Annotated in this window: 29 protein-coding genes; 10 read left to right on the top strand and 19 right to left on the bottom strand. The window is 41.1% G+C overall.

Features of this window, described 5'->3' with window-relative positions; all coding sequences use genetic code 11:
• Positions 1-24 precede the first annotated feature (24 nt).
• The 4 genes from Q0688_RS17815 to murA are packed head-to-tail and all read left to right on the top strand — an operon-like array spanning position 25 to position 2578.
• On the top strand, positions 25-666 hold the full coding sequence (locus tag Q0688_RS17815) for an ABC transporter substrate-binding protein (protein ID WP_299080082.1): 642 nt from the start codon (positions 25-27) through the stop codon (positions 664-666).
• The gene (locus Q0688_RS17810; RefSeq protein WP_299080079.1) at positions 667-981 is read left to right on the top strand and encodes an STAS domain-containing protein; all 315 of its coding nucleotides are present in this window, start codon (positions 667-669) and stop codon (positions 979-981) included. It abuts the gene before it with no gap.
• Between the two features lie 28 nt (positions 982-1009).
• Entirely contained in the window at positions 1010-1267 is a 258-nt protein-coding gene (locus Q0688_RS17805) for a BolA family protein (protein WP_299080076.1), read from the top strand.
• 48 nt (positions 1268-1315) lie between these two features.
• Positions 1316-2578 (top strand): UDP-N-acetylglucosamine 1-carboxyvinyltransferase, encoded by a 1263-nt coding sequence (gene murA, locus Q0688_RS17800; RefSeq protein ID WP_299080073.1) that lies wholly within the window; start codon positions 1316-1318, stop codon positions 2576-2578.
• Positions 2579-2645: 67 nt separating this feature from the next.
• Here the strand turns inward: murA and Q0688_RS17795 are convergent, their stop codons facing one another.
• From Q0688_RS17795 to Q0688_RS17785, 3 genes are all read right to left on the bottom strand, one after another.
• Positions 2646-3698: a trypsin-like peptidase domain-containing protein gene (locus Q0688_RS17795; protein ID WP_299080070.1), complete on the bottom strand. Its 1053-nt coding sequence runs from the start codon at positions 3696-3698 to the stop codon at positions 2646-2648.
• A gap of 103 nt (positions 3699-3801) precedes the next feature.
• Positions 3802-5166 carry a DegQ family serine endoprotease gene (locus Q0688_RS17790; RefSeq protein WP_299080067.1) on the bottom strand — a complete coding sequence of 455 codons (1365 nt, stop codon included), beginning with the start codon at positions 5164-5166 and terminating at the stop codon, positions 3802-3804.
• A 103-nt stretch (positions 5167-5269) separates the two neighbouring features.
• Positions 5270-5707: a DUF1043 family protein gene (locus Q0688_RS17785; RefSeq protein WP_299080064.1), complete on the bottom strand. Its 438-nt coding sequence runs from the start codon at positions 5705-5707 to the stop codon at positions 5270-5272.
• 185 nt (positions 5708-5892) lie between these two features.
• Between Q0688_RS17785 and zapE the strand changes: the two genes are divergently transcribed.
• Both zapE and Q0688_RS17775 read left to right on the top strand, forming a co-directional pair.
• Positions 5893-6999 (top strand): cell division protein ZapE, encoded by a 1107-nt coding sequence (zapE, locus tag Q0688_RS17780; RefSeq protein WP_299080061.1) that lies wholly within the window; start codon positions 5893-5895, stop codon positions 6997-6999.
• A gap of 121 nt (positions 7000-7120) precedes the next feature.
• Positions 7121-7843 carry a YebC/PmpR family DNA-binding transcriptional regulator gene (locus Q0688_RS17775; protein WP_299080058.1) on the top strand — a complete coding sequence of 241 codons (723 nt, stop codon included), beginning with the start codon at positions 7121-7123 and terminating at the stop codon, positions 7841-7843.
• A gap of 127 nt (positions 7844-7970) precedes the next feature.
• Here Q0688_RS17775 and folE read toward each other — a convergent pair whose 3' ends face one another.
• The 4 genes from folE to Q0688_RS17755 form a co-directional block, all read right to left on the bottom strand.
• Positions 7971-8525 carry a GTP cyclohydrolase I FolE gene (gene folE / locus Q0688_RS17770; protein WP_299080055.1) on the bottom strand — a complete coding sequence of 185 codons (555 nt, stop codon included), beginning with the start codon at positions 8523-8525 and terminating at the stop codon, positions 7971-7973.
• 160 nt (positions 8526-8685) lie between these two features.
• The gene (locus Q0688_RS17765) at positions 8686-8868 is read right to left on the bottom strand and encodes a hypothetical protein (protein ID WP_299080050.1); all 183 of its coding nucleotides are present in this window, start codon (positions 8866-8868) and stop codon (positions 8686-8688) included.
• A gap of 47 nt (positions 8869-8915) precedes the next feature.
• Complete coding sequence (locus Q0688_RS17760; protein ID WP_299080048.1) at positions 8916-9344, bottom strand: CopD family protein; 429 nt, start codon at positions 9342-9344, stop codon at positions 8916-8918.
• A gap of 15 nt (positions 9345-9359) precedes the next feature.
• Positions 9360-11036 carry a chloride channel protein gene (locus tag Q0688_RS17755; protein ID WP_299080044.1) on the bottom strand — a complete coding sequence of 559 codons (1677 nt, stop codon included), beginning with the start codon at positions 11034-11036 and terminating at the stop codon, positions 9360-9362.
• Between the two features lie 182 nt (positions 11037-11218).
• Between Q0688_RS17755 and Q0688_RS17750 the strand changes: the two genes are divergently transcribed.
• Complete coding sequence (locus tag Q0688_RS17750) at positions 11219-11929, top strand: DUF6776 family protein (RefSeq protein ID WP_299080041.1); 711 nt, start codon at positions 11219-11221, stop codon at positions 11927-11929.
• Positions 11930-12046: 117 nt separating this feature from the next.
• Positions 12047-12391, top strand: coding sequence for an iron-sulfur cluster insertion protein ErpA (gene erpA / locus Q0688_RS17745; RefSeq protein ID WP_299080038.1), 345 nt, complete (start codon positions 12047-12049; stop codon positions 12389-12391).
• Positions 12392-12472: 81 nt separating this feature from the next.
• Here erpA and Q0688_RS17740 read toward each other — a convergent pair whose 3' ends face one another.
• The 8 genes from Q0688_RS17740 to rpe form a co-directional block, all read right to left on the bottom strand.
• Entirely contained in the window at positions 12473-13291 is an 819-nt protein-coding gene (locus Q0688_RS17740) for a DUF1338 domain-containing protein (protein WP_299080035.1), read from the bottom strand.
• 24 nt (positions 13292-13315) lie between these two features.
• Positions 13316-14788, bottom strand: a complete 1473-nt coding sequence (gene astD, locus Q0688_RS17735; RefSeq protein WP_299080032.1) for a succinylglutamate-semialdehyde dehydrogenase — start codon at positions 14786-14788, stop codon at positions 13316-13318.
• Between the two features lie 2 nt (positions 14789-14790).
• Positions 14791-15819 (bottom strand): arginine N-succinyltransferase, encoded by a 1029-nt coding sequence (gene astA, locus Q0688_RS17730; protein ID WP_299080029.1) that lies wholly within the window; start codon positions 15817-15819, stop codon positions 14791-14793.
• Between the two features lie 26 nt (positions 15820-15845).
• The gene (locus Q0688_RS17725; RefSeq protein ID WP_299080026.1) at positions 15846-17051 is read right to left on the bottom strand and encodes an aspartate aminotransferase family protein; all 1206 of its coding nucleotides are present in this window, start codon (positions 17049-17051) and stop codon (positions 15846-15848) included.
• Between the two features lie 257 nt (positions 17052-17308).
• The gene (locus Q0688_RS17720) at positions 17309-18472 is read right to left on the bottom strand and encodes an HDOD domain-containing protein (RefSeq protein WP_299080023.1); all 1164 of its coding nucleotides are present in this window, start codon (positions 18470-18472) and stop codon (positions 17309-17311) included.
• 109 nt (positions 18473-18581) lie between these two features.
• On the bottom strand, positions 18582-19217 hold the full coding sequence (locus Q0688_RS17715) for an aminodeoxychorismate/anthranilate synthase component II (protein WP_299080020.1): 636 nt from the start codon (positions 19215-19217) through the stop codon (positions 18582-18584).
• Between the two features lie 24 nt (positions 19218-19241).
• Complete coding sequence (trpS, locus tag Q0688_RS17710; protein WP_299080018.1) at positions 19242-20246, bottom strand: tryptophan--tRNA ligase; 1005 nt, start codon at positions 20244-20246, stop codon at positions 19242-19244.
• Between the two features lie 60 nt (positions 20247-20306).
• Entirely contained in the window at positions 20307-20978 is a 672-nt protein-coding gene (gene rpe / locus Q0688_RS17705) for a ribulose-phosphate 3-epimerase (protein WP_299080016.1), read from the bottom strand.
• A 276-nt stretch (positions 20979-21254) separates the two neighbouring features.
• On the opposite strand from rpe, the gene Q0688_RS17700 reads away from it, so the two are divergent.
• Positions 21255-21899 (top strand): TorF family putative porin, encoded by a 645-nt coding sequence (locus tag Q0688_RS17700; protein ID WP_299080014.1) that lies wholly within the window; start codon positions 21255-21257, stop codon positions 21897-21899.
• A 120-nt stretch (positions 21900-22019) separates the two neighbouring features.
• Positions 22020-22343 (top strand): hypothetical protein, encoded by a 324-nt coding sequence (locus Q0688_RS17695; RefSeq protein ID WP_299080011.1) that lies wholly within the window; start codon positions 22020-22022, stop codon positions 22341-22343.
• Here the strand turns inward: Q0688_RS17695 and Q0688_RS17690 are convergent.
• The 4 genes from Q0688_RS17690 to aroK all read right to left on the bottom strand — a co-directional run bounded on the left by Q0688_RS17690 (position 22335) and on the right by aroK (position 26383).
• Positions 22335-23171: a Dam family site-specific DNA-(adenine-N6)-methyltransferase gene (locus Q0688_RS17690; RefSeq protein WP_299080008.1), complete on the bottom strand. Its 837-nt coding sequence runs from the start codon at positions 23169-23171 to the stop codon at positions 22335-22337. The genes Q0688_RS17695 and Q0688_RS17690 overlap by 9 nt on opposite strands.
• Before the next feature lie 73 nt (positions 23172-23244).
• On the bottom strand, positions 23245-24690 hold the full coding sequence (locus tag Q0688_RS17685) for a DamX protein (RefSeq protein WP_299080006.1): 1446 nt from the start codon (positions 24688-24690) through the stop codon (positions 23245-23247).
• A 69-nt stretch (positions 24691-24759) separates the two neighbouring features.
• On the bottom strand, positions 24760-25827 hold the full coding sequence (gene aroB, locus Q0688_RS17680) for a 3-dehydroquinate synthase (RefSeq protein WP_299080003.1): 1068 nt from the start codon (positions 25825-25827) through the stop codon (positions 24760-24762).
• A 40-nt stretch (positions 25828-25867) separates the two neighbouring features.
• Positions 25868-26383 (bottom strand): shikimate kinase AroK, encoded by a 516-nt coding sequence (aroK, locus tag Q0688_RS17675; RefSeq protein ID WP_299080000.1) that lies wholly within the window; start codon positions 26381-26383, stop codon positions 25868-25870.
• Between the last annotated feature and the right edge of the window lie 163 nt (positions 26384-26546).

Below are 26546 nucleotides of genomic sequence, written 5' to 3'. Positions count from 1 at the left end.
TCGATGATGGGAGAAAATTACGTGATGAAGAAATGGACACTATTTCTAATAAGTGGAATATTAATGTTTTGCTCAGCAGTAACACAAGCGCAGGAAATCAATCCTTACGTTTTGTTAGAAGAAGTGGGCACAAAAACCTTTAATAGAATAAAGCAAGAACGGCAGTTGATAGATGATAATCCTGAGCTCTTAAGAAAGGTAATGGAAGAGGAGTTGCTGCCATACATAGATTACAAATTTTCAGCATTGAAGGTACTCGGAAAATACTATAAAAGTGTTCCGCGTGACAAGATTCCTGAATACATCAGTATATTTCGCTCGTATTTGATAACAACCTATGCGTTAGGTATGGCATATTACAATGGGCAAGATGTTGAATTTCAGCCTGTTCGTGAAGTAACAGATGAAACTATGGTAACGGTAAGAGCCGTGGTTAAAGAGTCGGGCCGACCCGATATCAATTTGGCATTCAAATTACGTAAAAATAAAAATACCAATGAGTGGAAAGCATACGATATGGTGGCAGAGGGTATCAGCCTTTTATCTAGTAAACAGAGTGAGTTTGAGTCTATTTTGAGAAAAGATGGGTTACAGAAAGTTATCGACTTAATGAATAATACAATCAGCAAGCCTATCAATATTGACGCTGAAAAGAAGGGCAGTTAAGTGGAAGCATTGGCCGTGACTGAGGCAGCTGCAGGGTGTTTTAATTTGCGAGGCGACTTTAATCGCCATACAATCCCTAAATCTGCGGCGTTAGACAGCCTTAAAAAGGGCTGTCAACAGATCACGGCTGATGCCGTATTAACCCTTGATTTAGGCGGCGTGGATCATGCAGACACTGCAGCGCTAGCTTGGGTAATGAATTTCTTGAAACATGCCCAGCGCCGACCTATACAGATTGAACTTAAAAATATTCCAGAAAGCTTACTAAAGCTTGCAAAAATAAGCGACGTAGACAGTTTTTTGTCGGTACAATAGTCACCTTCAATACACATCTGGATCTGTCATGGATAATCAACAAATTTCAACACTTTTGATCGAAACCTTAAACTTAGCTGAGGCACATGTAACAGGTGATGGATCTCACTTTCAAGTTATAGCGGTGAGTGATCAGTTTACCGATATGAGCCGAGTGAAGAAGCAACAGTTTGTGTACGCACCTTTAGCCGAAAAAATAGCCGAAGGCAGTATGCATGCAGTGTCTATCAAGACTTTCACTGAAGCGCAATGGAAGCGTGAAAAAATGTTTAACCTTCCTCAGTAGAACCACAAAAAACACATCACCCCAAGTAATTTTGAATAGAGTGTCGTCATGGACAAATTAATTATAGAGGCTTGCCCACCTTTAAATGGCACGGTGGCTATTTCTGGCGCCAAAAATGCGGCGTTACCCATTTTAATGTCAAGTATATTGGCAGATTCCACCTGTTATTTTGATAATGTGCCCGAGCTTAGAGATATTCACACAAGCTTATCTTTACTGAGTGAATTAGGCGCCAAAGCCTATCGTCAAGATGGACAGTCAGTCGTGATTGACCCAAGTTCAATTCATCATTTCGATGCCTCCTACGAATTGGTCAAAACCATGCGTGCATCTATTCTGGTGTTGGGTCCACTTTTAGCCAAGTTTGGTAAGGCGAATGTGTCTTTGCCTGGTGGATGTGCTATTGGCGCTCGGCCGGTGAATTTGCATTTGCAAGGGCTACAACAGATGGGCGCTAAAATTGATGTAGACAGTGGATATATCAGAGCTTCAGTTGCAGGAAAGTTGCAAGGTGCACGTATATTTATGGATGTGGTGAGCGTGGGAGCTACAGAGAATCTTATGATGGCTGCGTGTTTGGCGCAAGGTACAACCATTTTAGAGAACGCTGCAAGAGAGCCCGAAATTGTTGACCTTGCAGATTGCTTAAACGCAATGGGCGCTAAAGTGACAAACGCTGGAAGTGATAAAATTACCATTGAAGGTGTCGAATCTCTATCAGGATGCCGTTATCGAGTATTGCCAGATAGAATTGAAACCGGTACTTTTTTAATCGCGGCTGCAGTAACAGGTGGCAAAATTCGCTGCGTTCAGGCGGCTCCAAAAACCCTAGAGGCAGTGCTAGATAAGCTCTCCAAAGCCGGAGCAAAACTTACTATTGGTGACGACTGGATTGAGTTAGATATGACTAACAGGGAGCTTAAAAGTATTGATATTAAAACGGCTCCTCACCCAGGATTTCCTACAGATATGCAAGCGCAATTTGTTGCTCTGAACTGTTTGGCTGAAGGCACAGGGGTAGTGACTGAAAATATTTTTGAAAATAGATTTATGCACGTACCCGAGTTGCAGCGAATGGGGGCGGACATATCCTTGCAGGGAAATAGCGCTGTGTGCAATGGCAAGTCAAGCTTAAAAGGCGCTCAAGTTATGGCCACGGACTTAAGAGCATCGGCTAGCCTTGTGATTGCTGGATTAGTCGCTCAAGGACAAACCACAGTGGATCGCATTTATCATCTCGATCGTGGTTATGAGCATATTGAACAAAAGCTAAACGGTGTGGGTGCTAACATTAAACGGGTTAATGATTAACCCCAAGTCTGGGTAACAGGGAAACCATATAAGCCTCTAGCAATAAATGACTTGTTAAGGCAGAAGGCTATTGCAATTCTGCCACAACCATTTGTAACTCTATAATTTTACCATTTCTGTTCACTTTAAAGGTGACGGTTTGGCCGGGTGTGGTATTTGAAATGTAGTCTAAAGTATCACGGATACTGGTGGTTTGAAGCTTGTCCACAGATAATATCAGGTCTCTAATTTGCAGGCCTCCCGCTTCTGCTGGGCTCCCTTGTGAAACTGCAGTCACTATTATTCCCGTGCTATTGGGTCTCTCTTGAGCACCTACAAAGCCTAATGCCCCACGTGTTACTTTACCGGTAGCGATGATTTCATCCATGACTTTTTTAGCTAAGTTGTAAGGCACCGCAAAAGACACGCCGTCAACAGATTCAACGCGGCTGCGGCTAATGCGAGTTTGAAAATTGGCATTATTAATACCCACTAAATAGCCTTCGCTGTCGACGAGCGCACCACCAGAGTTACCTTCATTTAACACCGCATCTGTTTGTATGTAGTCGAAGAAATTATTCAAACCATTGTTATTTATCCGGCTAACAATGCCTTGGGTAACGGTTTGTCCTAAGTTGTAAGGATTACCTAAGGCCAAAACTAAGTCCCCCACCAAGGTTTTAGGATCATCAAGTTGTGGTATTGCGTGTAGGTTTTCTACTGAAACGTTGAGTACTGCAAGATCTGTTATTGGGTCGTAGCCTACAATTTGGGCCTCTTCACGTCGCCCATCTTGAAACGCCACTAAAATGAGCTTGGCATTAGCAATAACATGATAACAGGTCAAGATATAGCCGTTGGATGTCATGATCACGCCAGATCCTAAGCTCGTTCTTTCTATAGGCTGACGACGATTGTAAGCACTTCGTTCAATACTTTGACTATAGATATTAACCACTGCTGGGCCTGCTGCGTTAACCGCAGAGTTATAGCTGATCTTCTTTGAACTCTCTGGTTGAGTAAATAGTGTGAGTGGAAGGCCACTACCTTGACGTAAGTCTGGGACGAGAGCCAAAATGACAGAAGAAATGATTATGCCAATAAGAATAGATTTTAGTAAAAAAAGTAATGTTTTTAGCACAAGCAGTATTAATTATTATAACAGCGGGATTGATGAATAATAACATTGAAATCAGAGAGTTGATAGCACCACTGGGAAGCAGCGGTACTATCAATGGGGCATTTTAACGGATCACTAAATACAAAGAGGAGATACCGCGTTTAACATTTAGGGCGATAACACCTTTAGCATCTGCTAATTCGCTTCGTAATTGCACCACTGTATCAATCTTTTTGCGATTAATGCCAATAATCACGTCACCGTCTTGCAATCCAATGCGCGCCGCAGGAGAGCGTGGAGCAAGTTCCGAAATCATCACCCCATCGTCACCTTGCTGGGTTTTACCGTTGCTTAAGGTTGCGCCTTCTAAGGCAGGGTGTATTTCTTTGGCCACTACGACATTTTGGGTCGCATCGCCTAGTACTACTTGTATTGTTATACGTTTTCCTTTGCGAAGTACGGTTAACTCAAGCTTAGCCCCCGCTCCTTTGCTAGCCACTTTCGCTCTTAACTCTAGAAAGCTGGCTACAGCTCTGTTATTAATTTCAATAATGATGTCACCGGCCTGAATACCACCTTTATCTGCCGCAGAATCGGGTGACACTTCACTAACAAATGCTCCTTGATTGACATCTAAATTCATGGCTTCAGCTAAGCCTGAATCGATGTCTTGCCCGATAATACCAAGTAAGCCACGACGAACTTCACCAAACTCAATAATTTGGTCGACTAAGCTTTTCATCATGTTGCTAGGGATGGCAAAGCCAATGCCAACATTGCCACCATTTGGTCCGAAAATCGCGGTGTTAATGCCAACCAATTCACCTCTTAGGCTGACCAGTGCACCACCTGAGTTTCCTCTATTGATTGCCGCATCTGTTTGGATAAAGTTCTCATATCCACCAATATTTAAACCAGATCGTCCAAGGGCACTTACAATTCCCGAGGTGACCGTTTGATTAAGGCCAAATGGATTACCAATAGCCACCACAAAATCACCCACGCGCAATTCATCTGAATTAGCTAGCGGCAGAGCGGTTAACGCATCAGGCTCTATTTTTAGTAGTGCAATATCACTTTGTTTATCAGCGCCTAGTTTCTTTGCTTTAAATTCACGTCCATCAGTTAACTTGACGGTAATTTCATCGGCATTGTCTACTACATGATTATTGGTTACTACATAACCCGCTTTGGCATCAATAATGACGCCCGAACCTAGGCCTTTAAAGGGTCTTTCTTGAACCTGCTCATCTGGGCCGCCAAAAAAATGTTTAAACATTTCGGGAACACGTTGCCGAGAAACTTGAGTGCCTTCAACTGAAATACTGACTATGGCAGGGGTCGCTTTATCCAGCATGGGTGCAAGGCTAGGTACTTGATTTTTGTCATTTGAAAAGAAAGGTAAAGCAGCATGGGATACTAAATTCACAGACATAGTCGCAGCCACAATACAACAGGTCACTAAAAAACGATTGCCTACTTTGTTCATCGATTGTTATCTCCAATTTCAAGATTTAAAAATACTAAACAGACTGTATAGAACACACAAAATGTCTAGAACACACAGACTGCTTAATAAATGAAAAAGTTCACTATTTGCTTTCTTTTATCGGCGCTTCATCGTTACCAGAGAATAAGCCTGAGCTTTGAGAAGAGAAGTCTAGTGGTTGTACATCTGAGCTAGACTTTTCACGAACCGCCGCGGTATTTTTGTTACGTAGATAAGCGGTGGTGTGTTCGCCAAAAAAACTCAATGCGCTGTCTTCATCGCCATGTTGTTGACTTATTAAAAGTTGCTCGTAATCCTCTAATTGCCGTTTCAATGTAGACGATTGCGCCATAAGTACTTCTGCAATTTGTTTGCTTTGTTGTACATGAGCCACAGCTTGTTGTTTCATTAACTCTTGAATTGTTTGCTCGCTTTCTGATTTATCCGATAAAGTTTGTTTTTCTTGACCAAAAATTTTGCCTATAAAAAATCCAGCGGCTGCACCGATAACTAGCAACAATAACCCCATCAACCAATCCATAACTTCTCCTATTTCTTTTAGGTATATTTGTTCATTCACTTCACTACTATGGCATTATTTATCGCCTAATGACCATGAGCAAGCTTGTAATATTTGTTATTATACGTCGAGCATTTTTAATGCGGACATTTTATTTGTATTCAAGTGTTAATAAACACTCATTAGTTATAGGAAAATCCAAAAGGATGGTTGAGCACACACCTTGGCAGAAGTATCAAGTCGATCTACAAGCCCCTGAATTTCTATATGATGCAGCACAAGAAAACGCGGTCAAAGAATTACAACGCTTGTTTGATGAATTAACCCATCCAGAGCAAAAACGCACTTGGCGAGTTAAGTTGCAGAGTGCATTTGGAAAGGGAATGAAAAAGCCATGTATTCAGGGGTTATATTTTTGGGGCGGGGTTGGCCGAGGTAAAACCTACTTAGTTGATACTTTTTACGAATGTTTGCCTTTTAATCAAAAGCTGCGTATTCATTTTCATCGCTTTATGCACAGAGTACACCAGGAGCTTAAAACCTTAGGTGGTCAAGCCGATCCCTTGAAACTCATTGCTAAAACCTTGGCCAATGAAGCGAAAGTAATATGTTTCGATGAATTTTTTGTTTCCGATATAACAGATGCCATGATTTTAGGCACTTTGATGGAGGAACTCTTTAGCCAAGGTATAGTGCTAGTGGCCACCTCAAATATAGTACCAGACGACTTGTACAAAAATGGCTTACAGCGAGCTAGGTTTTTACCTGCAATTGAACTCATCAACCAAAATACTCGCATAGTCAATGTTGACAGTGGCGTAGATTATCGTTTACGTACACTGGAGCAAGCAGAAATTTATCATTACCCCCTAGATACTCAAGCTACCCAAAATTTGCATACCTATTTTGCGCAACTGGCCCCTGAACTAGGCTGCAAAAACCAAGATATAGAAGTAGAAGGGCGGAATATTTCAACCTTACATTATGCCGATGGCGTGGTAATGTTTGAATTTCGTGCCATCTGTGATGGTCCTCGTAGCCAGACCGACTACATGGAGATAAGTCGTTTATATCACACTGTGCTCATAGCTAACGTAGAGCAGATGGGGCAAGCCACAGACGATATTGCTAGGCGTTTTATTGCTATGGTGGATGAGTTTTATGAGCGTAATCTGAAGTTAATTATGTCGGCAGAGGTATCGATGGAAACCCTTTACACTGAAGGTCAATTAAGTTTTGAGTTTAAACGATGCTTAAGCCGCCTGAAAGAAATGCAGTCTCACGACTACCTTGCCTCAGAGCATATTCCTTAACATAAATTGTTTTACGGATTAATGGTATTAGGTGCAATGGGTTTTGTTATCTGCCTTGAATATCGGTAAAATCAAACCTATACGCTAAAGTTTTTCGACATTATTAGAAGAGAATTATTAAATGGGAAGAAAGTTTGAAGTACGCAAAGTCTCAATGGCAAAAACTGCTGGAGCCAAAACTAAAGTCTACTCAAAATACGGTAAAGAAATATACGTTGTTGCCAAAAACGGCGGGGTAGATCCTCAAGCAAACTTGGCACTGCGTAGATTGGTCGAAAAAGCCAAAAAAGACCAAGTACCTAGCCATGTTATTGAAAAAGCGATTGATAAAGCAGCAGGTGGTGCAGGAGAGGATTACGTACCAGCTCGATATGAAGGATTTGGCCCTGGTGGCTGCATGGTGATTGTGGATTGTTTAACTGACAACAATAACCGCACCATTACTGATGTACGTAATTGCTTTACTAAAACCAGTTCGAAATTGGGCGTTGAAGGTACAGTAGGGCATATGTTTGATCATCAGGCAGTTTTTGCTTTTAAAGGTGATGATGAAGATGCCGTATTAGAAATCTTAATGGAAGCAGATGTAGATGTGACCGAAGTTGAGTGTGAAGATAGCGTGGTGACTGTATATGCGCCTCATACCGAATTTAATAATACTCGAACCGCACTAACCGATAGCAATCCCGATATTGAATTTGATGCCGAAGAAATTACCTTTATCCCGCAAACAGAATCTGTTGTAAGTGGCGAAGACGTGGCCACGTTTGACAAATTTATGGATATGTTAGAAGACTGCGATGATGTGCAACATGTTTACCACAATGCTGTGGTTGAGCGTTAGTTGTTTACAGTAAATAAGATGTTTAAGTGTCATAAAAAAGCTGAGTTGATGCTCAGCGTTTTTATGGCCAGTGTTAACTGACAGGTAGCATCAAACCCTAACGGACAAAGGTTGTAATACCAGAGTTTTATTTACCAATTAATCGCAAAAACTCATTGCGGGTGGCATCCGATGTGCGCATTGAACCTAACATCACTGAAGTGATCATAGAGGAGTTTTGTTTTTGCACTCCGCGCATCATCATACACATGTGTTTACCTTCCATCACTACGCCTACACCCGAAGCACCAGTAACTTGCTGCACGGCATCGGCAATTTGCTTGGTTAAGCCTTCTTGAATTTGTAGGCGTCTTGCATACATGTCCACAATGCGAGCAAACTTTGATAGCCCTAAAACTTTACCTTTTGGAAGGTAGGAGATATGGCAGCGGCCTATAAAGGGCAAAATGTGGTGTTCACACAAAGAGTAGAATTCGATATCTTGTACAATCACCATTTCATCTGTGTCTGCTTCGAAAACGGCGCCATTTACCACATCATTTAAATCTTTCTCATAGCCGTCGGTTAAAAACTGCATGGCTTTTGCCGCGCGCTTAGGCGTATCTATTAGTCCATCACGGCTGACGTCTTCTCCCAAAATGGAAAGAATATCGGTGTAATGACTGGCTAATTTATCTGACATGTAATTTGGCTCTTCAATGAATGGTATGAATTGAGACTATGTGGGTGATACTGGCGTCATCCACAATTAGATTTTGCCATGATAACATTTTCTATGAAAAGGACTAATACCAATCTACATAAATACCGACCTGATATTCGCAATATTGCAACTAAGCGGCTTAGGAATTTTTCCCTTTTTGATCCATTGACTGGCGAATTTCTGACATGTAATGATCGACTGCCGTTTTGGCTTCTTCGTATGCTTGCGCATAATCTTCTGATTCTGGGTGTTGTTTATATTGTTCAAATGCAGAATCAATCTGATCGAGTAATGATTTGAGGCGTTTTTGGTTGACATCCATATCTAAGCTCCCTGAGTTTGTCTTTAGTATAACCTATTCACGACATTTTATAGATTCTTTACAACAGCCAAAATAATAATAGCTAAAACAAGCAAAACGGGCGCTTCATTTAGAAAACGGTAGAAGCGTGGAGAATGAGTGTTTTCGTCTCTGGAAAACTTTCGTACTAATGAAAAGAGATAAAAGTGGTAGGCGTAGATGAACAGCACTAAGGTCAGTTTTATATGCAGCCACCTGGCAGCCTTAAACCACTCGTTACCATATAAACTGATTAGCCATACACCAAACACTAGGGTTAAAAAGGCAAAAGGCGTCACAAAAAACCATAGTCGTCTTTCCATTACCTTGAACTGATCTTTAACTGCTTGAATATCTGTTTGTGCGTGATAGACCATCAGCCTTGGTAAGTAAAATATGCCTGACATCCATGCCACCATAAAAAAAAGATGCAGCGCTTTGACCCAAAATATTGTCATAAAAAATTGTGTTTCCTAATAGCTAGCTTGATGTAAATAAAGGCTTAAGGTTTCCCAAGTAATGATGCCAATTATATCATCAGCACTGTCAGAATAAATGCAAACAGCACCGGCTCTTTGAGGAGACAAAATGGCATATACCTCTGCCAATGTGGCTTGGTATTTAACGGCTTGCATGGGTGTGAATGTTAGCTCTGTCGCATCGCAGTGTTCGTTTTTATTATGACTTACCTGAGCGTATTCGACTTGGTCATTTACCATTGATTTATACACTAAGGTGCCACTATCAGCATCAGTAATCTCAGAATTCAGATGTTCTTTACCTTGTTTGGCAAGCTTAAATTTTGTGTCCATGACCGCTATCACCCCGGTTTTTTGTAAAAAAGACATGACCGAGGAAAGGGTATAAGGCAACTTTTGATAGTCGAGCTGGCGAATAAACACCGAACGATTACCCAAAAACTGTGTCGCAGTAACATAAGCTGGCACAATGACCAGAATCGCTGGAAGTATAACTTCTGGGCTATAAGCTAGCTCCATCACTGCAGATAATGCCGCCAGCGGAGCATGTAATACTGCAGCCATCAGTCCAGCCATACCCAATAAAGAAAAGCTCTCGTGAAGTGCTGTGGGATCAGATACAAAAAAGCCCAAAGGGCTGGCCAAAAGCACTCCACTTAACATGCCAATCACAAAAACTGGGCCCATAATACCGCCCGGCACACCCAGCCCTAAGGCGATAATAGTTAATAGAAATTTAGCACTTACCACCCATAACAAAAATTGCACATCAAAATGTTGCGCAAATAAATTATGGGTTGAGTGAAAGTGGGCACCTAGTGCTTCGGGTAAAATGAAACCTACTATGCCTGTAACTGCTCCGGCAATGAGCAAACGGCGAACCATATCAAAACGGTGAAAACCACGGATGACTGTCATCAGGCTATTATTAAAAAATGTGGCCAATGCACCTAGCACTATGCCAACCACCACCAAATACAGATATATCCAGTAATTAAAATTCGCGAAGTGAATGAATGCTAATTCTTGAGCTTCTCCAAATACCGCCCTTGTCATAACACTTCCACAGGCAGCAGCAAGCATGATAGGAATAAAAATATGAATTTTGTATTCCCGCAATACTACTTCCATCACAAAAATAACAGCAGCAAAAGGAGTGTTGAAGGAAGCAGATATCGCGGCAGCGATACCACAACCAGACAAGATACGAATGCTGTTATCGGGTAACTTGAGCCACTGGCCAATAAAACTACTACCAAATGCCCCAAGATGAACAGATGGCCCTTCTCGGCCCACAGAAAAACCTGTTGCTAGCGCAAGGGTTCCTCCTAAAAACTGATTTATCGCAGTGCGAACAGGAATATGGCCAAAATAATTTTTAACCCTATGGATGACAAATGGAATGCCCATACGATAGTGTTTAAAGCCAGTTAAATAGGCGAACAGTATGATTAACAAGGCGCCCACTAAAGGTAAAAGTAACCGAGTGGTAGGTGTGATACCTGCGAAGTCATTCACCTCTGGCAAAAATAATAGCTGAACCCATTCGATAGATAACCGAAACAAGATGATTAAACTGGCAGCACTTACCCCGGCTACCACAGCGACTGCGCATAACTGAATAGAAGTGCGTGGCGTGGCAAGTTCTTTTCTGAAGGAATGAAGGTTCATAAATATAAGATTGTATTTATAGCCTAGATAGATACCAGCTTATCACAAGGTGTTGTATTTTATAGAGTTAATCTGTAAAGGGTGTCAAAAATGAATATTTGCTAAATCAGAGGTTCATTGTAAATGACTAAATGATAATATCTTGCTCAAATTAGAAGTATCGTTGCTTTAAAGGGCAAAAATTGACTATTTATAAACTAAAAAACAAGCTAGGGCCATTTCAGTTTTATCTGATTTTTATCGCCCTAACAGCTGCGATTTTATACCTAGGCTTTTTCTGGGGTAATAGTCACTATACCCAACAAAAGATGGCTGTAGCGACTCATGAAAGAAGTATTCGTAATCTAAAAGTAGAAAATGAACAGTTAATAAAAAAGCTCAATGTTTTAGGGGTAGAGCTTGAAGTCGCTAGGCTTGAAAAGCAGCAGCACTTTGCGGAAATTGATAAGAGAATCGATATAGAAAATGATTTGCGTACTCAATTAGCTTTCTATCAAAAAGTCATGGCGCCTGAATTGAACGAACAAGGATTTATAATAGATGGCTTTCATATTAAGTCTGCCTTAAGTGAAAGCTCGTATCGATTTGAGCTAGTGTTGATGCAGCAAAATAAAACAAAAAACACGCTCAAGGGAAATTTAAAAGTTACTTTAGTAGGTAGTGAAAACGGCAAAACCAAGCAGTATTCACTTGATTCATTGCTTCATAATCAGGAGCAAAAGAAGCTAGCTTTTAGTTTTAAATATTTTCAGGTAATAGAAGGTGAAGTGACATTGCCAAAAGGTTTTCAACCTGAGCAAGTTTTAGTGCATGCTGATATCTTTCAGTTTAAGCGTAAAAAAGGTGAGTTGACCACAGTTTTCGATTGGCTAGTAAACGATAGTCAAAATTAGCAGCGACGAATTACTTTAATTCGAACTAATTAGTCTAAGTGAATACTTGACCATAATAGTCGGGTATTAGATAATCCGCGGTATAAAGAGTAATCCGTTTTAATACCGAGACAAGTTATGACAGTGCAAGTTGCGTTACCCATAGAGTTTTCTGATGCCGCCGCGAGAAAAGTAAAATCTTTGGTTGAAGAAGAGGAAAATCCCAATCTAAAATTACGGGTATATGTAACGGGTGGCGGTTGTTCGGGATTTCAATATGGCTTTACCTTCGATGAAAAGGTCAATGAAGGCGACACCACTATTGACAAAAACGAGGTAACCTTAGTGGTTGACCCTATGAGCTTACAATATTTAGTGGGTGGCGAAGTAGATTACACCGAAGGATTAGAAGGTTCTCGCTTTTTAGTGACTAACCCTAATGCAACAACCACTTGTGGTTGTGGTTCCTCATTTACCGTTTAGTTTATGCCTACTAGTAAAAAGCCAGCTTCTTTTAGCTGGCTTTTTGCGTTTTAAGATACCGTAATATCAATACCTATAATTTTAGGTGTCGGTACTTTCAAATATCTTATCTGCCGAAGCCGCTACAAAGCCTTGGTATAAACCACCCGATGTCATGGGATAGCGCTGGGCAAATTCATAAAAACAACTTGGGACTAGCTTGTTGCCGTTGGCAAATTCTACTTTTATTTTGTCTGCCATTGTGGATGACTGTGCTAACAATACCTCTGGACCACCTTTGGTTTCACCGCCTGAGCTATTTAAAACAAAACCTGACTCTTTCAATACACTATTCATCTGTGCAAGTGAATCAAAGTGACCCATATGGTTAAGGCTAACGGTAAAGTGGTTGGCTCTAAAGCCCCAAGCAGACATCCAAGCGGCGTATTCAGAATGTGCTACTAGGGTCTCGTATTCATCAGTGCTCACTTGCCAATGGGTACCTGAATACAGAAAATCATCCTGTTGTGCCACGTCGTCAGCCATGCCATCGGTCATTTTAAAAATGATTTGTTGTACGTCATTAGGCATTTCTTCTACCAATAACTCACTAATAAAGACTTTAGGTTGGGTATCGTCTGCATGTTCAAAGTGCTTCGCACGAAGTTTCTTTTGTGCAAAGTCATATTGCCCTTGTTCGGTATAGCCTAGTGCGATGAAATGCGCCGCCAGCTTTTCCAAATTAATCTTATCGATATTAAAGGTACGTAACGCAATATGATCATTTACCAACTTGGTTATTTTTCCAGAATGCTCAAATTCATAGCCTTCTAACAAATCGTGTACTTTTTTTGCCGAAGGCGTAATGCTTATATAGTCTTGCCATAACTGGCTAAATAAGCTTTCTATTTTGTTATGCATAAAACTAAAACTCTTCCTCTAATCTTAAATACTTAAGCCTGGGCTTAAGGTGCCAGGTAATGTTGTCTTTTCCAATTCTACAGATGCCACTGGGAACGCGCAATAATCGGCAGCGTAGTACGCACTCGCTCTGTGGTTACCACTATCACCAATACCACCAAAAGGCGCTGCGCCACTGGCGCCGGTAATAGGTCTATTCCAGTTGACTATGCCAGCGCGAATACGCTGATAAAAATGTTGGTAGTTTGCGGCACTGTCAGCTAATAACCCTGCAGAAAGACCAAAACTGGTATTGTTGGCTTCATCTATAGCTTGGTCAAAATCACTATAGCGGATGACTTTCAGTAATGGCCCAAAGTGCTCTTCATCGGGCATATCAGTGAGAATGTCGGTCACGTCTAAAATACCTGGGCTAACAAACCCTGAGTCTGGATCGAGGTGCTTAAGCTCGACTAAAGGCTTAGCACCAAGGGTGAGCAACTGCTGCTGGGCAGCAACCATCAAGGACGCGGCCTGTTGCGAAACCATTGCTCCCATAAAAGGTTGTGACTCGGCATCATACATGCCTACTTGAATATTGTTGGTGGCTTCTAGCAACTTTTTAAGTACGGCATCACCCGCTTCGCCTTGTTGAATAAACAAACGGCGAGCACAAGTACAGCGTTGGCCAGAGGTAACAAAAGCTGATTGAATAATGTCGTGCACCACGGCATTTGTGTCAGCCGCATCTTTGACGATCAAGGGGTTATTTCCACCCATTTCTAAGGCCAATATTTTACCTGGGTGCCCAGCAAATTGTTCGTGCAGTAATTTACCAGTTCGAGAGCTTCCTGTAAAAAATAGGCCATCTAAGCCATTATGAGAGGCTAGGGCTTTGCCTGTTTCTACTTCACCTTGCACCATATTCAACACGCCAGCGGGTAAACCGGCTTGTTGCCAAAGTTCAATGGTTTTTTCTGCTACCACGGGGGTAAGATCGCTCGGTTTAAACACTATAGTATTACCTGCTAACAACGCCGGTACTATATGTCCATTGGGTAAGTGCCCAGGGAAGTTATAAGGACCAAATACTGCGACTACGCCATGAGGTTTGTGGCGAATAAAGGCTTTGCCTAAAGGCATAGCATTTTCAACTGTGCCGGTACGCTCGTGATAGGCTTTTTCAGATAGGCCGATTTTACCAATCATGGCACCTACTTCTGTAGCGGTTTCCCATAAGGGTTTGCCCGTTTCTTGAGCAATATTTAAAGCCAATGCTTGTTTGTTTTCTCCGAGTAACTCAGCAAATTTTTTCACATAGCCAAGGCGTTCGTCAAAGGACAGGTTACTCCACTCGACAAAGGCGGAGCGAGCCGCGTTAACCGCTGAGTCAACTTGTTGTTGAGTGGCTGATTTTGCCTGCCAAATAATGTCTTTTTTGGCTGGATCTATAGATTGAATGTCATGACCGTCACCGGCAAGCCAGTTGCCAGCAATAAAATGTGTGTGTTTATTCATGGTTACGTCCTGAAATGGGTAGGAGCAAAGCGAATGTTATCGCCATCAGTTACACCGAGTGCCTCGGCTGCTTGTTGACCAATAATGGCATGTTCAGTATCGACAACGAGTTGAGTACATAGGCCACGAAAGTCTTGTACTTCAGTATTAATAACAAAAAAGTGATCTTGACTGGCGTCAATATTATCAACCACTTTGATAGGCATTTTTTTGCTAGTTTGTGCGGTGCGGATATGTTTTAAATTTGCTTCAACTGTGGGGCCAGCATCAAAAATATCGATATAACCTCGACAACTAAACCCTTCTTGTTCAAGGAGTTGTAATGCAGGCTTGGTTTTTTCATGCACTTGGCCAATAACCGATTGAGCTTGTTTACTTAACAGTTTTACATAGATGGGATATTTGGGCATAAGCTCAGCAATAAACTGTTTTTGTCCAATGCCTGTAAGATAGTCGGCTGTCGGGAAATCCAATGAAAAGAAATGTTCTTCCAACCATTGCCAAAAAGGTGATTCGCCGCTTTCATCACTGATACCGCGCATTTCCGCTATAATTGTTTCAGCAAAACGATTTCTGTGCTCCATCATAAATAGAAAACGAAATTTAGATAATAATCTTCCGTTCAATCCTTGGCGGGCGTTTTGTCTTAAAAATAAGGTACATATTTCAGAAACGCCGGTGTAATCGTTACACAAGGTTAAAATATCAACATTATTATAAATTTTTAATTCACGAGATGCATGTACCACTTTGCTTAAATGGTAATGATAGAATGCATCATCTAACCCCACACCGGCTACAATACCACTTGTGCCAACTACCTCTTTGGAATCTTGGTCTTGCATCACAAACAGGTAACTTTCATCTGCTGGCTGGCTAACGTCTTTTGCAAAGGCTTGATTTGATTGGTCAATTTTACTTTTTAGCAATACGTCATTGACAGGCAACGACGTAAAACCTACCCCTGATTCTTGGGCAATTGCATGTAATGACGCATAATCGTCATGTTGGATTGGGCGAATGACTTTCATTTTTCGCTTACTCGCTTATAGGTTGCTTAGCTATTAACTACTTTTGCTACTGCTCGCTCGAAACGTGCAAGACCTTCTTGAATATCTTCATCAGGGATAATTAAAGAGGGTGTAAAACGCACCACATTAGCACCAGCCACTAAACACATTAGTTTTTCCTCTGCTGAGGCAACCAAAAAGTCACGAGCACGCCCAGCAAAGTCTTCACTCAATACTGCACCTAATAGTAGGCCCTTCCCTCGGATTTCTGAAAAACAATGGTATTGCTGATTGATGGCTTCAATGCCTTTTCGGAAAAGCTGTTCTTTGTGTTTAACACCACTCAATACCTCTGGGGTATTAACGATATCTAATACGGTTTCGGCCACTGCACAAGCCAGTGGGTTTCCACCATAAGTACTGCCGTGAGTGCCAATTTTTAAATGCTGAGCAATCTCAGTAGTGGTCAACATTGCGCCAATTGGGAAGCCGCCACCTAACGCTTTAGCCGTTGTAATGATATCTGGTGTAACGCCCAGTCCCATGTAGGCATACAGGTCGCCTGTACGGCCTATACCTGATTGTACTTCATCAAAAATAAGTAAAGCGTTATGCTTATCACATAAGGCACGAACACCTTTTACAAAATCTGCAGAAGGGCTAATAATGCCACCTTCACCTTGTAAAGGTTCCATCATTACCGCACAAGTGTTGTCGGATATTAACGTTTCGAGGCTGGCCAGATCGTTATAATCTGCGTGTTCAATAGCGCCTGGCTTAGGGCCAAAGCCATCAGAATAGCTTGTTTGTCCACCAACAGTAACAGTGAAAAAAGTGCGGCCATGGAAGCCCTGCTTAAAAGCAATAATTTGGTTTTTTTGTTCACCAAATTGATCAAGAGCAAAACGTCGAGCTAGTTTTAGCGCTGCTTCATTGGCTTCGGCACCTGAATTAGCGAAATAGACTTTTTTAGCAAAAGTCGCATCGGTTAACTTTTTAGCTAAGCGAAGGGCAGGTTCATTGGTGAGAACGTTACTCAAATGCCATAGCGTTTCACCTTGGGACTTAAGGGCTGCAACAACATCAGGGTGACAATGTCCCAAAACATTGACCGCAATGCCACCGGCAAAGTCGATATATTCAGAACCAGCCTGATCCCACAGGCGAGAGCCTAATCCTTTTACCGGAATAATTGCCGCTGGATTATAGTTAGGAACCATTACTTCGTTAAATAAGTCGCGAGTTACATTCATACTATTGCCTTACTGGAGTCGTGTTTTGGATACAAAAAGAGCGACATTATGGCAGAAGGATTGACACTTGTCTTTACAGAACTTCAATGCAAAGCGGCATTTTTAAAGGGTTCACTTAGTTTTGCATGAATAGTGAATAACTATCTAATGAGTGTTGATACTTTTGGCTTGCGGATACTCATACTGTCTCAATACAGAGCACTATTATTGAGCCTTTTAGTGGTTCTGCCGTTGTTGCATGAATATGCTTAAAAAAATTAGTTGTTGTTGATGCTCAGATCAAGAGCGCGCAAGTTTGTTTTTCTCAGCAGTTCTAAAGCGCCTTTCGGCATCTTTAAAGTACGTATAAAGTCTTTCGACTGCTGAAGATCAATTAAGTTGTGCTCTTTTAACATACGGTATTGGGCATAAGCATTACCCTGCTTTAATACCAGTGCCAAAGGTGACAGGCTGGATATCTCATGATCATTTGCCGTTTCATGCATTGCTAGAGAGATAAATACCCTTCGCATTGACATATTATCAATGAGTTTGGCACTGATATCGAGTGCATATTGATCGATTAAATGATTCAGAAATGGGCCCGAAGGAGTCATTCTTGTCAAAGCGGTATGTTCATTATGTTTAAGCGCTTTTTGTGTTTCGGTAACGGCTTTGCGCTGTTCGCGTTCAAATAATCTGAAATACAATTTGGTCACAACCACTTTGCCCATCATATGAAACATGCCTAAGCAAAAAGCTTGGTATTGATTAACGCCAACGACAGAGGCGATTTGTTTACAAGAAATAGCGGTGGCCAAGGCCTCCTCCCATATTCTGTGTTTTATTTCTGGGTAAGGATCGGTGATTTGAGGTAACGACCGCTTGAAAGCCAGATAGGTAAGGACAAAAGTTAAGTTTTCTAATCCAAAGATATTTAAACCTACTCGCAAAGTTTCAACTAATACGGGTTTACCGGTTTGATCTGTGCGTCGGTTACTAGGTTTGTTAGCAAACTTCATTAAATCACTATAAAGCCAAGGCAGTTCGGTAGCCAGCGGTTCAATTTTTGAGATCGTAGCGGCTTTGGTACAGGCTAAGTCGAGTAACTTAGGCAAAGCATGGTCTATTCCCATTACTTTTGAATATAACAGCTCGGTGTCTTCAAGACTTTCCTTAAGGTGCTTTTCTACGGCGGCATTGACCTGATCCCCCATGGCGCTAAGTAGGTCTAGATTGGACTTTTCATTCAAGTCCTTCTTTTGAATTGCTTGCTTTTCTACGTGGAGAAGTGCTCTAGCTGTTTTACTTTGCTCAAGTTCAATGGCAGTAAGTTTAGGTTTATCGTCAATTACCAAGCTTCGTTTGGCCATTTTTATATCTAAAAATAAGCTTTCAAAACGATCCTTAACAAGCTCTTCTACATTTTTTGGTAAACTCATTGGTTACTATTGTCTTCTAAAATGATGTTGATGATTAATAATGTTTATCTAGTAACAAAACACTTAAGTTGGCATTAAATGTGTCATTGAAGTAGCTAAATCTCTATCACTACCATTTCTCTGTATCAGCGTTATTATAGCTGTTCAGAAAATTATTAAGTATGCAATGACCAAATTCAGTCAATAAAGATTCGGGATGAAATTGCACACCAAAAATTGGCAGAGTGTTATGCTCAATCGCCATAACTTGTTTTTGTTGTGGCTGTAAGCTTAAATCGTTGTTTTCAATGTTATCACTTTGATGACACCATGCCGTTATTCTAAAGTCCTTTGGAACACTATCTGTTTCTAATATCAAGGAATGATAACGGGTAGCGTTAAAGGGCAAAGCCACATCTGTAAATAAAGTTGAATGGGAATGGTATATTTGTGACGTTTTCCCATGTTTTATTTGCGGCGCTTTAATCACCTTTGCACCAAATACTTGGCCTATAGCTTGGTGTCCCAAACATACCCCTAAAATCGGAACTAGGCCTGCAAAGTGTTTTATCGCTTTAAGGGTTATTCCTGCGCTATCAGGGGTACAAGGGCCAGGTGACAAAACCAAATAGTTGGGGTGTAATTCCGCTATCTCAAGGCAGCTGATTTCATCGTTACGCACAACGACTACGTCTTGTCCCAACTCTTTAAAATAGCGCGCTAGATTGTGAGTAAATGAATCATAGTTGTCAATTAACAGCAGCATGGTCTGTTTTAACCAATTACTAAATTACGGTCGTCTGACAAAACCTACCGCTTCATAGGCCTTAGCCAAGGTTATAGCTGCTCGTTGACTGGCTTTTTCCGCACCTTCGCTCATGATCCGGTTCAATTCAGTTTGGTCAGCCCGTAGCAGTTGATATTTTTGCTGAATAGGTTCGAGTAATGCAACAATGGCATCGGCTACATCTGATTTTAAATGTCCATACATTTTGTCTTCGTAACTAGGGACCAATGCTTCAACTGAAGTGCCCGTTGCACATGACAACAAACTCAACAAATTGGAGACACCAGGTTTTTCTGCGGTGTCAAAATAAATACGTGCTTGGTCGTCAGAGTCTGTTACGGCTCGTTTAATTTTTTTGGTGATCTTTTTTGGATCTTCCAATAAACCTACAAAATTATTGACGTTGTCATCTGATTTAGACATCTTTTTGGTTGGATCTTGCAAGCTCATTACTCGCGCACCAAACTCCGGAATATAGGGATCAGGTATACTGAATGTTTCGCCGTATACATTGTTAAACCGCGTGGCTATATCCCTTGCGAGTTCCAGATGTTGTTTTTGGTCGTCGCCAACGGGTACTTGATTGGCCTGATACAACAAAATGTCTGCGGCCATTAAAACCGGATAAGAATACAAACCGGCATTGATATTTGACACATTCTTCGCTGACTTATCCTTAAACTGTGTCATGCGATTTAGTTCACCCATCTGCGTATAGCAATTCATCAACCAAGCTAATTGCGCATGTTCAGGGACATGAGATTGCATGAAAACTGTACTTTTGGCTGGATCGATGCCGCAAGCAATATATAGTGCTAAGCCATCTAAACAAGCTTGATGTAACGCTTTAGGATCTTGCCTTACGGTAATTGCGTGTAAATCAACCAGCATATACAAGCAGTCATAATCGTCTTGCATATTGACCCACTGACGTAGTGCTCCCATATAATTACCAATGGAAAGTTGTCCTGAAGGCTGGCAGCCACTAAGTACAATAGGTTTAGTCATCTTGAGTTGTTCTACTTATATTTTATGTTGAAAAAAATAGCTGGTTATCCAAACCTAAGGCTAATTCACTAAAGCAAGTTCAGTGCGCATTTGTTCTATTACTTTTTGATAATTTGCTTCACCAAAAATAGCAGAGCCAGCTACAAACATATCGGCACCTGCTGCTGCAATGGCGCGAATATTATCGATTTTTACGCCGCCGTCAATTTCTAATCGTATATCGAGTCCAGATTCATCAATTAAGGCACGAGTTTGTTTAAGCTTATCTAGACTGTGTGGGATAAAAGATTGACCACCAAAGCCTGGGTTGACTGACATCAGTAAAATATGATGTAACTTGTCCATGACATGATCGAGTAGCTGTAAGGGCGTCGCAGGATTGAAAACTAAACCAGGTTTGCAGCCAGAATCGATAATCAACTGTAAACTCCTATCCACATGCTGGGATGCTTCTGGGTGAAAGCTGATGTAACTGGCTCCAGCATCAGCAAACTGTTTTATCATATCATCAACAGGTTGCACCATTAAGTGGACGTCGATATCTGCCGTTACACCATGTTTGCGCAAAGCTTGGCAAACGAGCGGGCCAATAGTCAAATTGGGTACATAATGGTTGTCCATGACGTCGAAGTGCACCACATCAGCACCTGCTTCTAGTACTTTATCGACTTCTTCACCTAGCTTAGTAAAGTTGGCTGACAAGATTGAAGGTGCGATCAAATAAGGCTTCATTATTTTCCCCGCTAGTAAAAAGCGATATTTTACAGAAAAAAACGAATAGACAAAAGCGCACTGTCTGCACCATAAGTGATGATTTGTTCACTCATAGTGCATTGTATTGATTAAAAAAAGAAAAAAGCCATAAAATTCAAATGGATAATGATTAAATAATTATATTAAAAACAAATACTTAGTTTAAGTTTTGATTAAATATCTTGGTTTGTTACATCTAGGCATTGGATTTGCGTTAAGTGCTTCATCAAATATGAAAACAATCGGAGAAAACTTATGAAAACCTTAAACAGAACATTAATGTCTAGCGCTATTCTATTGACATATGGGGTGAGTCAACTGGCACTTGCTGAGGGCAGCTTGAGCGCAAAAGTCGGCTATGTTTCTGAATATCACTATCGAGGTATTCAGCAAACCGGCAGTGGTTCAGCCAATGTTGGTTTGGATTATGAAAATGGTGGTTTTAGCCTAGGAACTTGGGTTGCAGATGTAGCTGATGGCTTGGAAGTTGATCTTTACGGTGGCTATGGCTTTGAACTGGATAACGGCCTTTCATTAGGAGTTGGAGTTACGAGTTATCAATATACAGGTGACTTTGACTCTGCATACAATGAAATCAATTTAAATGCCGGCTTTGGGATGTTTAGTGTTAGTTATAATCAAGGCAAATGGGACGGGCTAGTAGGTGACAAGGCAGCAACAGAAGGAGATTATTCATTCACTACTGTTTCCCTTGAGAAGAATGGCTTTACCGCTACTGTTGGTATCTATGGGCAAGACTTCGCAGGAGAATACTTAGAAGTGGCCTATGGGACAGAAGTTGGCGGTTTTGATTTAGGTGTAGGAGTTATCTTCAGTGGTTCTGATCTTGATGACGATGAGGCGATGTATTTTTCTCTAAGTAAATCATTTGATCTTTAAAGCGGTTTAAGGCGTATTACTAATCAGTATACGGTAAGGCGCACAGTAAATCAGTTGAAATGCGGTTGTTGCTGTTTGCATATGGTATAATGTAACAAATTAAGTCAACGGGATAAAACTATGAATACGAAGCCAAAATCGCTATTTACTCTTGCTGGGGTAACGTTAACGGCTCTCGCTTTTTTTAATATGTCCCAGACTTTGTTTGTTGATGTTAATAGTTATTGCAGCCACATTGAAAACCTAGAGCTTGCTCAAGGGCTGCCAGTCAGCCACCCTGCCAATAGATGTGCTTCCCAGCAGACCCAAGAAATAAGTTGGTCTGAATGGTTTGCTGGGGGGTCAAGTTCTTATCAATTTCATTTTATTGATTTACTTGAGCTGCTGTCTCGTACTGGAAATAATGAAGTCATTCATCCAGCCAATCCCGTTAATTCAAATTGAGTTTTGATAGAGCGCCAATAGTTCAGCAACTTTTAATCTAGCGTTGCCGTTTTGACTGATAAAACGGCTCACTTGTAGCTTGGTTATATCGGCGTGCTGATAAATATCTCGGGTAAACTCTGTGTCGTGATTGCTTACCAATACTGGAATTTCACGAGTGTAACCTGCATGCCGAGCCAATGATGCCAGTTTTATCTGGTTGTCTAGGGTAAAGCCACCTGTTGCATAACTATTAAACATAGCGGTTTTGCTAATAGGCGCATAAGGCGGATCACAATATATTACTGAGCCTTTTCGCGCTCTGGTAAACATTTTCTCAAAAGGCTCGCACGTAAAAGTGGCCAACCGTGCTTTCTCGGAAAAGTACTCAAGCTCTTTTTCTGGAAAATAAGGGGCCTTATATCTACCAAAAGGAACGTTGAATTTTCCGCTATTGTTATATCTGCACAAGCCATTGTAACCGTGGCGGTTTAAGTATAGAAAATACACCGCTCGCTCATAGATATCTTCACTTTCATTAAAGCTTTGCCTTATGTGGTAGTAGCGAAGTTCGTCGTTATAGTCTGGGGTAAACAGCTTTATGCTGTCTTTTATGTAAGCTGCACCTTGGTGCTTAACAATATTGTACAAATTGATAAGGTCGGGGTTAATATCATTAAGTAAATATTTAGAATACTGGGTGTTAAGAAATACCGAACCGGCACCAACGAAAGGTTCAATGAGTTTCTTAGCCTTTGGAAGTCTTGCGTTAATGTCTTCCATTAGGCTGTATTTGCCCCCGGCCCATTTTAAAAAGGCTCTGTTTTTCTTATCTTTTGTTACTGCCAATGTTTCAACCAAGTCGGAGCTGCAAATTTGTCAGGCCGAATTGTAACGGCACCGAGTACAAACAACAAATAGCTTAGGACTTTGTGATACTTATTTCTTGTTTGACTTGCCGTAGACTTTTAACAAAAGGCGCATTTAGCCGCAAGGAAGCATGCAATTGAGTAATGGCTACTCTGGCTTCTTCCATAGAAGCAAAGTCTTGGTTCTTCACTAGAACAAACCAATCTGCACCGTAGCGTTGGGTTTTATACAACCATAGTTGATGGCTTAATTGTTCAATAGCGACAAAGTCTTGCAATGCTTGGAGATTAGCCATAGCGGCTATTTGGATAACAAAATGCTCTGTAGGCAGCGCCAACAGTAAACTAGGCTCAGTCTGTAGCGAATTTCTCTCTTGAGTTATATTTGCTTTCTCTAAAAGGGCTGGTTGGTGCTTGGTTATTGCAGCCATCCTACTTTCAGTTCCATCACCTTGGATACTTCTTGTTTGTCGTTGTAAGTTAGGGTTTAGGTTAGGAGATTGCAGTGCTTGTTCTTGGGATGGCTGTGCCTGAATATCTTTTGGATGTTCGATTATATTGGATGCTAACTGTGCATGGTTAGGCTGTCTTACGAGTTTTGCACTGGCGCTGCTCCAATCTGTAATTAAAATATCTTTAGTGCTGGTTAAAGGAGCAGTGCTAACTACTTGTGGCTCGACTTCTTGGCCCGTGTTAGTGACTGGTTTCTTTGATATTGTATCTTTTGAGGCGTTGCTCAATGGCTTAGGCGTTACAATTTTGGTGGCAAAATAGGACTGCATATCTTTAATTTTTAGAGGATATTGCCAGTTCACTATAACCGCAAAAAGCCCTAAAAAAATTAGACCAAAAGTAAGCTTGATCCACAATTTATTTAAGCGTGGCTTAGGTTTTGACTCGCTCAGTTGTACCTGGCGTTCTTGTACACGTTGCGCAAATTGTTGACGTGTATTTTGAAGGAAGGATTCAAGGTCAGAAAATTCATGGGTTTCAGGATATTGAAACTCAATTTGAGTGTTTAACACTATGGGTTGGTCTTTTGTGTTACAGCCCAAACTTAGCTTAGTAGATTCCGCCCACTCTGAATCACCGATAAGAAGTACATTGAGAAGGTGTTTGTTTTTAGCAAAGCGGCTTTGTAACACCAGATCCCATAATTCCTTTACAAGCTTGTTTGGTAACTTATCAGCTTGATAAATATTGATTAAGATTGCGCCAGTTTGATTGTTAAGTGGTGCCAATAATTGATTTAAAGGTCGACTAAAGTCTGCGGTTAGGTTTGGACTAATAAGTTGACGAAACAGTTTTTCTCGATAGCTGACCAGAGGTGTCAATTCATGTGCTGTAAGTAATGCTAAGTCAGCTTGCTCACTTTGCTGGGTTAAGAAACTTTCAATGAGCTGAGATTTTTGCGCAATTTTTTCGCTGCAAACAAATACAAGTTGCGATGAGTAACTAATTAAATAGTCTAACCGGTTGTTCAGTTCTGACGCTGCCATTTTAATACCTAGGTAGTGAAGCGTGCTAGGTCGATGCAACAACACCGACATCACAAGCCAAAAATAATCCTAAGAAAGAATGGCCAGTAAAATCTCGTCAGATACTTGATCCGTTACAACCGCTTCACCAATCTTCTTTGGAATGACAAAAAACAGTTGGCCAGCTTGCACTTTTTTATCGTGACGCATATGTCGTACAAAATCGTCATATGCCATGTTAGACGGTGCAACTGTAGGTAAATCAAATGCTTGTAAAAGAGATTCGATACGACTAAATTCTGACGTTTCGAGCCAATTTTTCTTAGTTGCTACTGCAGAAGCAAGAACAATGCCTGTTGCTACGGCTTCACCATGTAACCAGTTTCCATAACCTTGTTCTGCTTCGATGGCATGACCAAATGTATGGCCTAGATTGAGGATTGCTCGTAAACCTGACTCTCTTTCGTCAATAGCAACAATTTCAGCTTTTATTTCACAACATCTAGAAATCATGTATTGCAAAGCGGTGAGATCTTGCTGTTTGATGGCCTGTAGATTTTCCTCTAACCACCGAAAAAAATCACAGTCGTAGATCACGCCATACTTAATGACCTCAGCCATACCTGCTGCAAACTCTCGTTTCGGTAAACTGGCTAAACTATTGGTATCTATCAGTACGGCCTTAGGTTGGTAAAATGCTCCAATCATATTTTTTCCGAGTGGGTGATTTACGGCTGTTTTTCCACCTACTGATGAATCTACTTGAGATAATAGGGTGGTGGGAATTTGAATAAAAGGCATACCCCGTTGAAAACTAGCTGCTACAAAACCGGTTAAGTCTCCGACTACACCGCCACCCAGCGCAATTAAAGTGGTGTCTCGAGCAGCAGACATCTCTAACAGTCTGGAGATAATCATTTCAAAACTTTGCAAATTTTTGTGTTGCTCACCGTCTGGTATAACAATTTTGCTAACGTCATAGCCTGATAAGGCCTGATTGACTAATTCGAAATAAAGAGGGGCCACAACTTCATTGGTCACTATGATGACTTTTGGGGTGACTAAGTGAGTGGTTAAAACATCAGGAAGGCTAAGTAGGTCTGCTTGAATATAAATAGGGTAGCTACGCTCTCCCAACTCAACTGTTAGTGTTGCCATAAGTAGCTAGCCCTATTAAATGTGATAAGTGTAAGAAGCGTTACAGTCCAATCTTCTGGATGATTTGATTTGCCACCGCACGAGCGCTTTGATCATCGGTATCAACAATATAATCGGCTGCGTCTTCGTATAATGGGTTGCGCTCTTCAGCTAGGTTTCGCAATACTGTTTCTGGATCATCGTTTTGCAACAAAGGGCGACGTTTGTCGCGTTGAGTTCTAGCGACCTGCTTATCAATTGTGGTTTGTAAATACACTACTATTCCACGAGCGGATAGTCTATTTCTGACATTTTTACTGACCACCGAGCCACCGCCCGTTGCCAAGACAATACCTTGCTTATCAGTTAAGTCGTTGATGATGTTTTCTTCACGTTGACGGAAGCCTTCTTCGCCTTCTAGATCAAATATCCAAGCGATATCTGCGCCAGATCGTCTCTCGATCTCTTGGTCGGAGTCAAAAAATTCTAAATGAAGTTCTTCTGCTAGATGCCTGCCAATTGTGCTTTTACCAGCACCCATGGGGCCTATAAGGAATATATTACGTTTTTCAGCCATTTTTGCTTATTTCACAACTATGTTTAAGGGGTAGAAAGTATTGTGCGGCTACCCTTTTATGGATTAACCAGACCTCGTCGAAAATTTCGATGAGGAGATTATCTCAGTTTTAAAGGGAATTTTGCAAGCTTTGTAAAGCGCATAAGACAGGAATAATAAAAAA

The sequence above is a fragment of the uncultured Paraglaciecola sp. genome (genome assembly GCF_937123705.1).
GTDB lineage: Bacteria > Pseudomonadota > Gammaproteobacteria > Enterobacterales > Alteromonadaceae > Paraglaciecola.
The sequence above is the reverse complement of the archived record's forward strand: the minus strand, read 5'-3'. Positions and strand labels throughout refer to the sequence as shown.